The following is a 12,901-nucleotide window of genomic DNA, read 5'->3' on the forward strand; positions in this document are numbered from 1 at the left end:
ATATGGTAAATTTATTGACTTAAAAAGGAGATATGTATGATTACAATGAATAAGAAAATGCTTGTACTATTTATGGTACTCGTAGTGATGGTGGCAGGTTGTAATAAAAAAGAGAATGTGGAGAAATCGACTCCACCTAAAGAAAATCGACTCATTTATGCTTCCGAAGAGGAGTTCGAAGGGCTAAACCCGATTCTCGAAGAAACGAACCTAGATGCATTGTTGTTTCGTGGAGTCATGCGATTTGATGAAACTAATAAAGTAGTTACGGATATCGCGGACTCGTTCGATGTATCAGAAGATCAACTTACGTATACATTTATGTTAAAAAAAGGTATTACATTCCATGACGGGAAAGAACTCACGGCAGAAGATGTCGTGTTCACGATAGAAAGTATTATGGATGATCAAAACGCTTCATTTTTGAAGTCTGATTTTGAAAAAGTGGAATCTATCAAAACGCTGGATGATTATACCGTAGAAGTTACATTAAAACAGCCATTTACACCGTTATTAGACAAGTTAACCGTACCGATTCTTCCGAAACATGCTTTTGAAGGAATCGATATGAGAACGGCTGACTTTAACAGCCATCCGATTGGTGTTGGGCCGTATATGTTTGATAATTGGGATCGCGGCAATTCGTTGACATTACAGGCGTACAGCGACTTTTTTGGAACGAAACCTTCGATTGAACAAGTGATTTTTAAATTTATTCCTGATAGTAATGTTCGGGCCCTTCAGTTAAAATCGGGCGAGGTAGATGTTGCACTGTTGGATCCTGTACAAGTTGAAAACTTGGAAAGAGAAGAGAATGTAGCGATTTACGATATAGAATCGGCGGATTACCGCGGTATTTTATTCAATATGAATTTGGATCTTTGGAAAGATGTCCATGTCCGTCGTGCATTTAGTTATGCCACCGACCGAGAGCAAATAGTAAACGGGATTTTAAAAGGACATGGCACTGTAGCCTATTCACCGTTGCAAAACCATGAATTCAATAACATTCAAATTGAAAAGTACACCTATGACGTGGAGAAAGCGAATGCGCTATTAGATGAAGCGGGTTGGAAAGAAAATGAGGATGGTATCCGTACGAAAGATGGAGAAAAATTGGCATTTACGATCACTGCCCCTGCAAGTGATACCGTTCGTGTCAATATGGCGAATTACGTTGCAGAAGGCTTTAAAGACATTGGAGCGGATGTAAAAGTAGCTGCACTCGACTGGAGTGCGATTACGATCGAAGACGCAGATGCGTTCATGGTTGGTTGGGGCAGTCCCTATGACGCGGATCATCATACGCACATATTGTTCCATACGAATGAATCGAGTATCAATAGCTCCGGTTACAATTATGGTAGTTATTCGAATGAAAAAGTGGATGAACTCCTTGCAAAAGGGCGCACCACGACGGATCCGGAAGAACGTAGAGCAATTTATATGCAGTTCCAAGAAGAACTTGCGAAGGATCCGGCATTTGACTTTATTGCCTACGTGAATGCGGTGTATGGTATTAATAAAAATGTGAGCGGTGTGAAAGAACGAACGCTAGGTCATCATGGATCTGGTTTCCTCTGGAACGTTGAGGAGTGGAAGTGGAATGATCGGTAAATGGATTGGGAAGCGAATGGTGATGGGGCTCATAGTCCTCTTCATCGTTAGCTTCCTCTCTTTTTTCATTATGCAAGTAGCACCTGGAGATCCTGCAATAGCTTTCTATGGAGGAAATGCGCAGACGTTAACTGCAGCCGAAATAGAACGCATTACCCGTGCGTATGCATTAGACCGTCCTGTTGCAGAGCAATATGTTGCGTGGCTAGGAGAAACCGTTAAAGGGAATTTAGGGATTTCTTATAAAGAAGGCAGACCTGTTTTTGAAATCATCATGGAACGACTACCGAATACGGTACTTTTATTTAGCGTGACGATGTTTTGTATTGTTATAGGTTCACTTTGGCTCGGTACAGTAGCCGGTATGAGAGCAAATTCTATATGGGATAGAGGACTTTCCACTATTAGTATCGCGACGTCTTCCATACCTCCCTTTTGGCTAGGTATTTTGTTCATCTATGTCTTTGCTGTGAGTCTAGGGATTCTTCCTTCTTCTGGTTCGGGCGATGTAGGTGGTAATGGCGGCATGGTAGATAAAATCCGTCATCTCATCATGCCCGCCAGTGTGATGATTGTAACGCATGTAGGGATTTATGCACGTTTTCTACAGGAAAGTATTAAGAGAGAAAATGGCCAGTACTATGTGAAGGTGGCACGGGCAAATGGTGTGTTGGAGAGATCCATTCGAAACGGAATCGTGCGTAACGCCTCTATTCCGTACTTGAATTACATCGCTATGACTATTCCGTCGTTCTTTGGCGGTTCTATTATTGTGGAATCATTGTTTGCGTGGTCTGGAATTGGGCAATTGACAGTAAAGGCAGTCGTAACAAAGGATTTCCCTTTACTAATGGGCAGCATTATGGTGACGGGTGTCCTGGTCGTCATTACGCTATTTATTGTCGATCTCATTATGTATGCTATCGATCCGAAGCTACGTAAAGGAGGCATCCGGTAAATGAAGTTACGGAAAGCACTTTTGTTTTGGTATAGCCTTCTTGGATTGATTGTATTGTTGACAGTGTTTTCAACTATACTCGCCCCTTACAGTCCGAATGACATGAACATGGATGAAATATATAGTGCCCCGAGTAGTGATCATTGGTTAGGAACGGACCATTTAGGCCGAGACGTTTTTTCGCGTTTACTGGAAGGTGGAAAAGTGACACTCGTTGTAGCAAGTGGTTCGGTTATTTTGTCGCTATTCATTGGAGTTGTGTATGGTGGGATTAGTGGATATTTCGGCGGTGTAATCGATACCGTCATGATGCGATTATTGGAAGCACTGATTACCATTCCCGCACTGATTATTATTTTGGTTTTTCAAGTAATCATTCAAGGCGGCATGTGGAGCATGGCACTGCTCATTGGATTGACGGGATGGCTTGTGACCGCAAGGATTGTGCGTTCAGAATTCATTCGTTTAAAAGAAGAAGAGTTTGTTAAAATGGCCAACATGTTGGGGACGCCTGTTTGGAATATATTATGGAGTCATTTGCTACGCAACAGCATACCTGCTATTTTTGTCGTGACGCTATTTAATTTTGCTGCCGCGATTTTTATGGAAGTGTCACTTAGTTTTCTCGGCATTGGTATACCTCCAGCGATTCCTTCTTGGGGGAATATGTTATACTACGCGCAAAACGATATTTTAATTGGTGCTTGGTGGATTGGATTATTTCCAGGTATTATGATTTTCTTGACGATCCTCGCCATTAACTTTATCGGAGAGGCATGGAAAAATCCGGAGCGGAGGCGGGTCAATGATTGAAGTACGAGACCTATCTATTCATATACAAGGTAAGCACATTACACATCATATGGATTTCACGATACCGCGTGGAAACATCACGTCGCTGATTGGAGAAAGTGGCAGTGGAAAGAGCCTGACGGTGTCCGCCTTACTTGGCATGTTGCCAGACGACGCGAAAGTTAGCGGATCTATCATGTACGAAGATCGAAACGTATTGGATGCGTCTGATCAGGAGATGGAAAACGTGAGGAAGCAGGATATTTTCACAATATTCCAAGACGCCTCAAACAGTTTTAATCCGTCGGTGAAAATGGGGCGTCAACTCTATGCATTTTCAGGGGAACGAGTAGGAGATTCATTACAGGTATTCAATGAAAAAATGCATGTGATTTTAGACAAGTTGGGACTAGGTTGGGAAGTGGTCGAGCAATATCCTTTTCAATTATCAGGCGGGATGTTGCAAAGGTGTATGATTGCATGCGCATTTTACGTGGAACCTGCTTTACTCATTGCAGACGAGCCTACATCCGCACTCGATATGGTGCTTCAAAAAGAATTCATCCAATTGCTAATACGTTTGAATGAAGAAAAGGGGACGACGATTTTTCTTATTACCCATGACCTGGATATCGTCGCTGAAGCCGCTCATGAAATGATCGTTATGCAGCAAGGACGCATTGTGGAGACGGGAAAAGTGGAAACGATTTTCTCGCACCCCCAACATGCCTATACGAAGCGATTGTTAGAGAGTAGATTTTAGGAGTGGGTGGCAAATGTTAGCTGTATCAAATGTTTCAAAACGTTACAACAACGGAAACCAGACGAAAATAGCGTTGAATGGCATAGATTTGACTGTACATGAAGGAGAAGTTGTAGGTTTAGTAGGCGAGAGTGGTTGTGGAAAAAGTACACTCGCACGTGTCGTAATGCAACTGGAATCAGCGGACAGTGGTCTCATTACATTCAACGGTAAACCAGTCACACAAAAAAGCCGAAAATCCTTTTATCAAGCGACCCAATTAATTTTTCAAAATGCATCTGCCGCGCTAAATCCTTCCTGGACAGTGCGTAAAATATTGCTCGAGCCTCTTCGCGCGATGAAAGGCGATCGTGATGCACATATTCGGCAAATGCTTGGAAGAGTAAAATTATCGGAAGCGCATTTACATAAGTACCCTTCAGAATTGAGTGGCGGGGAACGGCAACGTGTCAACTTGCTTCGCTCGCTTTTAGTTAAACCCGATTTGCTCATTTGTGATGAAATCATATCCAATTTGGATCGATTAATTCAAAGGGAAATCATTGATTTGCTTCTAGAACAGAATCGGGAAATGGGTATGTCGATTTTATTCATTGCGCATGATCTGCAAGCGGTCATGTATGCATGTGATCGAATATATGTAATGAAGGATGGACGAGTGGTGGATGAAAGTGTGAAAACAGATGGAGTATTCCACTTTGCTCATTCATATGCGAGACAACTATTTGACTCCGTATTAGGGAATCGAATGAGGGAATAAGGAGATTTCGTCGTTTTTCTGCAGAAATGGATTTAAATTGGTGTGCATGCTATTCTCTATAGCTTAAAAAATTTGAAAAGCCTGTCCGAACCAGAGTTTGGTTGGACAGGCTTTATTTTTGTTTGATTATGAGAAGTCGAAGTTGTCAGGATCGGGTCCGATTCGATCGTCTTGATTTAACTTATCGATTCGTTCCATATCTTCTGAAGTGAGTTCGAAGTCGAATACATCCGCATTTTCAGCGATGCGGTGGGCTTTCGTTGATTTGGGTATGGTCACTACACCATTTTGCAAATCCCAACGCAAAATTACTTGCGCTACGGTTTTCTTGTAGTGATCCGCAATTTCTTGTAATTCTTCATTGGCCAGTAACTCACCTTGCATGAGAGGTGACCATGCTTCGATTTGGATATCATGCTTTTGGCAGAATGCTTGTACTTCTTTTTGTGTTAAACGGGGATGGTATTCGACTTGATTTACCATCGGCTTGATTTTTGCATGTTTCATTAATTCTTCTAAATGGTGCGGCTGAAAATTACTTACGCCGATCGCTCTAGCTTTTCCTTCTTCGTACAAGGTTTCCAATGCGCGCCATGCCTCTATAAATTTTCCTTCTACAGGCCAGTGAATGAGGTATAGATCCAAGTAATCTAGACCAAGTTTCGTTATACTCTCGTCAAAAGCGGCAAGTGTTTTTTCATAACCAAGGTCGCTATTCCATACTTTCGATGTGACAAATAATTCTTTCCGATCCACTTGTGCTGCTTGTATACCTTTACCTACGCTACTCTCGTTGTCGTAAATCGCTGCTGTATCGATACTGCGGTAACCGTGCTCAATTGCAGTTTTTACAACGTTTACGAGCTCTGAACCTTCTTTTACTTTAAATACTCCGAGACCAAGCCAAGGCATTTCAACCCCGTTAGATAGTGTAGTTGTTGATTGCAAATTTTTCATATGATTTCTTCCTCCATCCATAGTCATTACTAAACGTGCAGTCTACTCGTCACATCACCTCCTTCAGTGCTTGTATGGTTACATGGTCTTTACGTTCCAGTAAACGAGCAATGCCTGTTAAGATCGCTGCAAACATTACCATGCTTGCCCCAATCCATGGTGTATGAATAATACCGATCGAATCCGTCACCATCCCACCAAGGTACGAACCAATGGCGATTCCAGCATTAAAAGCGGCAATATTTATCGCAGAGGCTACGTCGATCGCACGTGGAATGAATCGTTCCGCTAAGATTACGACATATACTTGTAGTCCTGGAACATTCATAAAAGCAAATATACCCATCAATATAATGGTGATTAATCCAGCCACTTTAAACGGTGCAGTGAATGTCAATAGGAATAAGATAACGGCTTGTGCGATAAACATATAAAATAACGCATGAATGGGATTTTTATTGGCCAGTTTTCCACCCAACATGTTTCCTATTGCGATGGCGATTCCATAGACGAGCAAGATCATGACAACTGTACTTTGCTTAAATCCTGTCACTTCCTGCAGTAAAGGAGACAAATAGGTGAACACAACAAATGTTCCGCCATAACCGAGTGCTGTAATAGTAAATACTAGTAGTAAACGGCCATTTGTCAAAAGTCTCGTTTGATCACTCAATGTAGTCGGTGCGCTCTGTCGTAAGTTTAAAGGAATTAGGAGACTGTTCGAAACAAGCCCAATTACACCTATAATCACAATTAAGACAAAAGCAGAACGCCATCCCATATGTTGACCGATGAATGTGCCAAAAGGAACTCCGGTTATCGTCGCAACTGTTAATCCGGTAAACATGATGGAAATAGCACTTGCTCTACGATTTTCTGGCACTAAATCTGCGGCGATTGTTGCACCGATCGACATGAACACGCCATGTGAAAAGGCGGAAATAATGCGTGCAAACAGTAATACGCTTAGACTCGTTGCAACTACAGCTATACTGTTGCCGATGATAAATATGACCATGATCCAGATTAAAACGGTCTTACGAGGTAATCTAGACGTTAGACTGGTAAGAATTGGAGCACCGATCATCACCCCTATAGCATATAAGGAAATAGTCAATCCGGCCAGTGAAACTGAAATATCTAAATCTTGAGCAATGAGTGGTAATAGTCCGACACTCACAAATTCGGTAGTACCTATCGCAAATGCACTGATAGCTAATGCAAGCAATGCAAATGTACTGCGTTTTTTATCTATTGACATTTTCTTACGTCCCTCCTCGTAATACATCGCATGCAAATTTTATGGCATCAAAATCGTTGATGTAGTGAAATCCACCTGCAAATGTTAGTATGAAGTATAGAAAACTAAAAGAGAAGTACGCACTTTAAAGTAATGTAGGCACCTTTTAGTACCTATCCAAAGCGGAGGCGAATGAAATGAGCAAGAAATATAATATTAGTGTGGAAGCAACATTGGAAGTAATAGGTGGTAAGTGGAAGTGTGTCATACTATGTCATTTGACTCATGGTAGAAAGCGTACAAGTGAATTAAAAAGATTAATGCCAAACATTACGCAAAAGATGTTAACTCAACAATTACGTGAATTAGAAGCGGACGGAGTGATAAATAGAATGGTCTACAATCAAGTGCCGCCTAAAGTTGAATATGAATTAAGTGAATATGGCCAAAGTTTAGAAGCTATTTTAAGCGCGCTTTGTGCATGGGGAGATGTACATATTACAAAAGTTTACGGTGATAAATCCAAAGTACTTGCGGAAAGTGTGTTAAATGAATAATGTTGCATTCCACTTACTATACAGAGGAGGAGTTATTTAATGAAAATGATTAACCAATATATAGACCAAACTTTTGTATCAACTGATCAAGTTCTTGAGGATGTCCTATGCTCAATCCAAGAAAATGGTATGCGTTCGATCTCAGTTTCTCCTGCGTCGGGCAAGGCTTTGACGATGCTCGTTTCATTGACTGGCGCAAAAAATGTTCTTGAAATTGGTGCGCTTGGCGGATATAGCGGTATATGTCTGGCGAGAGGATTTAGCAAGGAAGGGCATTTGACTTCACTCGAATTAGAGGAATCATTCGCAAAGTTAGCAAATGCTAATTTAACGAAGGCGGGCTTTGGTGACCAAGTGACGTATAAAACCGGACCTGCTTTAGATAGCTTGGAAGCATTGAAAGCAAAAGGAAAAACATTTGATTTCTTTTTCATTGATGCGGATAAAGAGAATTACCGAAACTATTTAGACAGCTGTTTAGAGTTAGCTGAGCCGAATGCGTTGATCGTAGCTGATAACGTGTTGGCAGGCGGTTCAGTAGCAGACTCGTCCATACCAGAGAAACAATATACAGAAAGTATGCGGGAATTCAATGAATATACAGCACGGCATCCTCGTTTGATGTCAGTATTATTGCCGGTTGGTGATGGATTAACGGTATCGCAAGTTAAACCGCAGCGTGCATAAAATTCGGTGACAAATCGTCGTTCCGCTTGGAAGTGGTGTAACACCCGAAAATCTAAGAGAAACAAAGCTCAACTAAACGTTAAAGGTTATAGAAAGGGTGTATAGAATGAATGATTATTTAGTGAAAGCAGTGGCTTATCAAAATCAAATACGTGCCTATGCCGTGAATTCAACTGCAACAGTAGCGGAAGCACAGCGACGGCATGCAGCTAAGCCAACAGCTACAGACGCCCTCGGACGTTCAATGACAGCCGGTGTAATTCTTGGCGCTATGTTAAAAGGCGAGGAAAAAGTATCGGTTAAAATCAATGGTGGCGGACCACTCGGTACCATTATGGTGGATTCCAACGCGAAAGGTGAGGTTCGTGGATATGTCTCGAATCCTCAAACGGAAATGGAAATAAACGAGGTAGGAAAAGCAGTCGGAATGAATGGCTTATTAACTGTCTCAAAAGATGTCGGGCTGATGCATCCTTTCGTCGGACAAATCCCTCTCATTTCCGGAGAAATTGGAGAAGACTATACATCGTATCTTTCTAAATCGGAACAAACAGCATCTGCAGTCGGAGTAGACGTGTTAGTAAATTCTGATTCTACTGTAAAAGCCGCGGGTGGTTTTATTATTCAACTCATGCCGGGCGCGGATGAAGAAGTATTGAATATCATTAAAGACCGAATGAAAGTAATTGCACCGCTGTCGTCCATGATCTCAGAAAGAAGTACACCCGAACAACTACTTGCGCACGTTTTGGGATCGGAAAATGTTACAGTATTAGAAAGTATGCCCGTTCGATTTCAGTGTCAATGCTCTGTGGATCGGATCACTAATGCAATTATCAGCTTAGGAAGCGAAGAGATTCAAGACATGATTGAAACCGATGGACACGCCGAAGCGAATTGTCATTTCTGCAATGAATTCTATTACTTCGATACCGAACATTTACAAGCACTGAAAGAAGTAGCTTTATAAAGTAATGTATACTGCGTACCTGTGTGAGAATAAGACATGTTTGCGTAGACATTCATGAATATTCTTATACGGGTGTTTTTTAGATTGATTTATAGGGTAGATTATTATTGAGAATATATTCTGATCTGTTCATGTAAAATAGAAAGATTGAATTTACTAATGAAGATAAGAATATCTATCATTTCGGTATTTTTCCATGTTGAAGAAAGGGATAGAAAAAGTCCGAACAACTTAGAGAATGGACCAAATGACAGTCAAGAGTAATAAATTTTAAAGAAGGGAGATCTTTGAACATAATGAATATATTCATTGCTATAGTGGGAATCATAGTAGCTGTCGTTTCTAGTTATAGTTTACTAACCGGTGAAAATATCACGTTGCCTTATATGCAGATTCTTTTGGGAGTCATGCTTTTACTCATAGGAATAAATCAATTGAAAGAAAAAAGGAAGAGACTGGCGATATTACTTTTCTTTGTGGCTGCTTTTAGCATACTTCTAAACATTAACATTTTATTAAGATAATGAGCGTATGGAAAAAACGATTTGAAAAGAGCTGGGGAGATGGAGTACTGGGATATAAAGGAGAACCCTACAGGCGAGGTATATAGTAAGCTTATACACGCACTATGCGATTATTCGTATACATTTTATTTCGTCAGACGGAAAGAACTTACGTATAATCAGGACATATTGCAGCAATACAAGAAAAACAGGTATGTATAGAACAGAGTAGTCACAAACCAGACAACACCATAGGCGCTAAGCACAAAATGTCCTCCAACAATAATAATCCATATATCATGTACATACCATGACCAATCAAAATTCCCCGAACCAAATTCTATCCCATAACGAATCAGTGTAATACTTACTAGTGAAAAAAATAAGGGACGATTAACTGTATAATTTGTTTTTGAATCGAGAGTTTCATTAGGCTCTTTTCAACTACAGGCTTAAAAAACAATCCGCTTAAAATGAAGAAGGCTGGCATGTGAAACCAGTAGATATACTTAGTTTGAAGGGTGCCAGGTCTCCACACAAATCTGAAGCAATTGAGAATGAGTTATGGTTTGTTCGGGAACCTGGTATTTTATTCAAATTGTATATTGACAATTCTGAAAGTTGGATATAATGTATAATAAAAGCTCTTGTATGGTACATGCAAGTGAAACAAAAGATCTGTTTGCAAGAAAATTGAAAGGCAATTGTGGAAGAAATGTTGTTAAAGTTCTTCATTGTAGTTTTTTTCATATAAAGTGAGATGACTAGGATGAAATACAAAATACACATTCATAGGTACTTGTCGTCATTGGACTGGTATGGGACTAGTAACGAAATTAGTGCGAAGTAAGGAGGAGGTAATTGATTTTGCGTGGAAACATAGGAGCTTTAATCAGCTAAATAAGGTTAAATGAAAAAGAGTTGCAACAATGGATAGTTAATCGCCAAGCAGCTCTTTTTTGGATTTTAAATATGGTTTATGGGGGGATACAGAGATGTTTCGTTTGAACTTAAGAAAAAAAATCATGTTAATTTCTTTTCTGTTTTTATGTATACCCGCACTTCTTGTTGGTATCGTCAGCTATCAATTGTCTATAGACAGTCTAAACGAATCGGGAAAATTGATGTTGAAAAATAGTGTTAAGCAAACAATAGAAGTAATAAAAGTGATAGACCAAGAGGTGCAAAAAGGAAATATTAGCCTTGAAGATGCGCAAGAATATGTGAAAGTATCTGTTTTAGGAGAAAAGTCAGCAGACGGAACGCGTCCAATTAATAAAAATATAGACTTGGGGGAAAACGGCTACTTTTATATTATTGACGAACAAGGGAACCAAGTGGCAGATCCGTATTTGGAAGGAACAAACACATGGGACTATCAAGACAACAATGGGGAATACTTCTTTCAAAAAATGATTAACAATGTGCAAGCCAAAGGATCAATTTATATGGACACGATGTGGGAGCTTCCTGACGAGCCCGGACACATGGCACTAAACGTTAGTTACGCTGAGCTTGAGCCAACTTGGGGATGGATTTTGAGTACAAATAGTTTTTATCAGGATTTTAATAAAAGAGCAAACGCAATTTTACACTCCCTTGCCATTACACTCACCTTATCACTAGTTCTAGGCGTAATCATTATTTATTTTTTCTCGCGAAGCATTTCCAATCCATTGATGGCACTTGCAAGCCAAGCCAAAGAAGTAGCGGACGGAAATCTTGCGGTGGATGTGCTGAAGGTAAGAAATAAGGATGAAATTGGTGCCCTCGTACAAGACTTTCAACAAATGATTCATAATGTCCGCCAGTTGATTACGCAAATTACTGTTACATCGAACGAAGTAGCATCGTCCGCGGAACAACTAACGGCAAATACAGAACAAAATACAGAAGCGACTGAACATATTGTGACCGCAATCCAGGAAGTTGACCTTGGCTCGGAAAAACAGACAGAAAGTGCGGATGAAGTTGTACAGATGATGACTAGGATGGATGTAGAACTGCAAGGAATTGCGATCGATTGCTTGGATGTTTCGGAAGCGGCACAAAACTCATCAATCGAGGCGGAGGAAGGGAATGCTTTATTGCAACACCTAATAGGTCAAATGAATGTGATTCGCAAGACAGTCAAGGAGTCTAATTCATCGATTGAAAAATTAAAAGTTCACTCCGAGAAAATTGGATCGATCGTGGAAGTAATGGGGAAAATCGCTAAGCAGACAAACCTGTTAGCTTTGAACGCCGCGATTGAAGCGGCGAGGGCTGGTGACCATGGGAAAGGGTTTGCCGTTGTCGCCAATGAAGTACGGATACTTGCGGACCAATCGACTCATTCAGCACAGCATATTACTAACTTAGTTTCGGAAATCCAAAACGAAACAGACAATTCTGTCGTAGGTATGAATGGAGTAAATGATGAAGTAGATAGTGGAATTCTGATTGTCAATGACACGGAACAAAAGTTTCAAACCATTTACCATTCATTAAACCAAGTTGCCAACCAAATTCAAGGAGTAGCAACCACAACACAACAAATGTCAGCAAGTAGCCAGATAGTCACGGTTTCAGTTAAAGATATGAGTCAAATCGCTAGGGATTCTGCTCACCATTCCCGTAGCGTGGCAGCGTCTAGTGAAGAACAACTTGCTTCTATGGAGGAGATCGCTTCTTCAGCCTTTTCTTTGTCCCACGTAGCAGAAGAACTACAAAAATTAGTTTCGGAGTTTAACGTGAAATGAATAAAGTATGATGAAACACCTTGCTAGAATGATTTTTGGGCAGCGATCTGCAACCAATGTCGAAGTTGTGTAATGCTGTCGTGATCTGGTACTTCATGAATGGTGAATAGGTTTCCATAAAATTCAGAGATATGGAACGGAGAGGGAAACAACGCGAACCATTAGGGGATTCGCGTTGTTTTTGTATCTATAATACGTCAGATAATGAAGCGTCTGCTAAAAGCCTCACAATAAATAGATGATACTATCGCATACAACTAATAAAAATGAGATAAATATCTATATTTTTATGTTGAACAAAATAAGATTTATACTAATTGAAAAGTGTGAAAATATATATTGACAATTCCGAATTT

Annotated in this window: 12 protein-coding genes; 10 read left to right on the forward strand and 2 right to left on the reverse strand. The window is 40.4% G+C overall.

Annotated elements, in window-relative coordinates; translation table 11 throughout:
- Positions 1–36: 36 nt before the first annotated feature.
- Genes CSV63_RS09530 through CSV63_RS09550 form a run of 5 tightly spaced genes read left to right on the forward strand, consistent with a single transcriptional unit; the run spans position 37 to position 4,890 of the window.
- Complete coding sequence (locus CSV63_RS09530; RefSeq protein ID WP_233192027.1) at positions 37–1,617, forward strand: ABC transporter substrate-binding protein; 1,581 nt, start codon at positions 37–39, stop codon at positions 1,615–1,617.
- A complete protein-coding gene (locus tag CSV63_RS09535; protein ID WP_099695608.1) occupies positions 1,607–2,575 on the forward strand; it encodes an ABC transporter permease in 969 nt (322 codons plus the stop codon). Before CSV63_RS09530 ends, CSV63_RS09535 begins: the two co-directional genes overlap by 11 nt.
- Positions 2,576–3,388, forward strand: coding sequence for an ABC transporter permease (locus CSV63_RS09540; protein WP_099695609.1), 813 nt, complete (start codon positions 2,576–2,578; stop codon positions 3,386–3,388).
- A complete protein-coding gene (locus tag CSV63_RS09545; protein ID WP_099695610.1) occupies positions 3,381–4,130 on the forward strand; it encodes an ATP-binding cassette domain-containing protein in 750 nt (249 codons plus the stop codon). Before CSV63_RS09540 ends, CSV63_RS09545 begins: the two co-directional genes overlap by 8 nt.
- Positions 4,131–4,143: 13 nt before the next feature.
- Positions 4,144–4,890 (forward strand): ABC transporter ATP-binding protein, encoded by a 747-nt coding sequence (locus CSV63_RS09550; protein ID WP_099695611.1) that lies wholly within the window; start codon positions 4,144–4,146, stop codon positions 4,888–4,890.
- A gap of 126 nt (positions 4,891–5,016) precedes the next feature.
- On the opposite strand, the gene CSV63_RS09555 is transcribed toward CSV63_RS09550, so the two are convergent.
- Together CSV63_RS09555 and CSV63_RS09560 are read right to left on the reverse strand one after the other, a co-directional pair.
- Complete coding sequence (locus CSV63_RS09555; RefSeq protein WP_099695699.1) at positions 5,017–5,847, reverse strand: aldo/keto reductase; 831 nt, start codon at positions 5,845–5,847, stop codon at positions 5,017–5,019.
- Positions 5,848–5,896: 49 nt separating this feature from the next.
- On the reverse strand, positions 5,897–7,108 hold the full coding sequence (locus CSV63_RS09560) for an MFS transporter (RefSeq protein ID WP_099695612.1): 1,212 nt from the start codon (positions 7,106–7,108) through the stop codon (positions 5,897–5,899).
- Positions 7,109–7,284: 176 nt separating this feature from the next.
- Here CSV63_RS09560 and CSV63_RS09565 point away from each other — a divergent pair, with 176 nt between their 5' ends.
- From CSV63_RS09565 to CSV63_RS09590, 5 genes are all read left to right on the forward strand, one after another.
- Positions 7,285–7,644 (forward strand): winged helix-turn-helix transcriptional regulator, encoded by a 360-nt coding sequence (locus CSV63_RS09565; protein WP_099695613.1) that lies wholly within the window; start codon positions 7,285–7,287, stop codon positions 7,642–7,644.
- A 39-nt stretch (positions 7,645–7,683) separates the two neighbouring features.
- Positions 7,684–8,331, forward strand: coding sequence for an O-methyltransferase (locus CSV63_RS09570; protein WP_099695614.1), 648 nt, complete (start codon positions 7,684–7,686; stop codon positions 8,329–8,331).
- 106 nt (positions 8,332–8,437) lie between these two features.
- Positions 8,438–9,301, forward strand: a complete 864-nt coding sequence (hslO, locus tag CSV63_RS09575; protein ID WP_099695615.1) for an Hsp33 family molecular chaperone HslO — start codon at positions 8,438–8,440, stop codon at positions 9,299–9,301.
- Positions 9,302–9,687: 386 nt separating this feature from the next.
- The gene (locus CSV63_RS17030) at positions 9,688–9,825 is read left to right on the forward strand and encodes a DUF3953 domain-containing protein (protein WP_369823835.1); all 138 of its coding nucleotides are present in this window, start codon (positions 9,688–9,690) and stop codon (positions 9,823–9,825) included.
- A gap of 974 nt (positions 9,826–10,799) precedes the next feature.
- Entirely contained in the window at positions 10,800–12,545 is a 1,746-nt protein-coding gene (locus CSV63_RS09590; RefSeq protein ID WP_099695617.1) for a methyl-accepting chemotaxis protein, read from the forward strand.
- The last annotated feature ends 356 nt before the right edge of the window (positions 12,546–12,901 follow it).

The sequence above is a fragment of the Sporosarcina sp. P34 genome (assembly GCF_002743375.1).
Classification (GTDB): domain Bacteria; phylum Bacillota; class Bacilli; order Bacillales_A; family Planococcaceae; genus Sporosarcina.

Excerpts from the sequence above, each read along its gene's own strand:
- CSV63_RS09530 (WP_233192027.1), top strand. The coding sequence starts at position 37 with ATGATTACAATGAATAAGAAAATGCTTGTACTATTTATGGTACTCGTA.
- CSV63_RS09535 (WP_099695608.1), top strand. The coding sequence starts at position 1,607 with ATGATCGGTAAATGGATTGGGAAGCGAATGGTGATGGGGCTCATAGTC.
- CSV63_RS09540 (WP_099695609.1), top strand. The coding sequence starts at position 2,576 with ATGAAGTTACGGAAAGCACTTTTGTTTTGGTATAGCCTTCTTGGATTG.
- CSV63_RS09545 (WP_099695610.1), top strand. The coding sequence starts at position 3,381 with ATGATTGAAGTACGAGACCTATCTATTCATATACAAGGTAAGCACATT.
- CSV63_RS09550 (WP_099695611.1), top strand. The coding sequence starts at position 4,144 with ATGTTAGCTGTATCAAATGTTTCAAAACGTTACAACAACGGAAACCAG.
- CSV63_RS09555 (WP_099695699.1), bottom strand. The coding sequence starts at position 5,847 with ATGAAAAATTTGCAATCAACAACTACACTATCTAACGGGGTTGAAATG.
- CSV63_RS09560 (WP_099695612.1), bottom strand. The coding sequence starts at position 7,108 with ATGTCAATAGATAAAAAACGCAGTACATTTGCATTGCTTGCATTAGCT.
- CSV63_RS09565 (WP_099695613.1), top strand. The coding sequence starts at position 7,285 with ATGAGCAAGAAATATAATATTAGTGTGGAAGCAACATTGGAAGTAATA.
- CSV63_RS09570 (WP_099695614.1), top strand. The coding sequence starts at position 7,684 with ATGAAAATGATTAACCAATATATAGACCAAACTTTTGTATCAACTGAT.
- hslO (WP_099695615.1), top strand. The coding sequence starts at position 8,438 with ATGAATGATTATTTAGTGAAAGCAGTGGCTTATCAAAATCAAATACGT.
- CSV63_RS17030 (WP_369823835.1), top strand. The coding sequence starts at position 9,688 with ATGCAGATTCTTTTGGGAGTCATGCTTTTACTCATAGGAATAAATCAA.
- CSV63_RS09590 (WP_099695617.1), top strand. The coding sequence starts at position 10,800 with ATGTTTCGTTTGAACTTAAGAAAAAAAATCATGTTAATTTCTTTTCTG.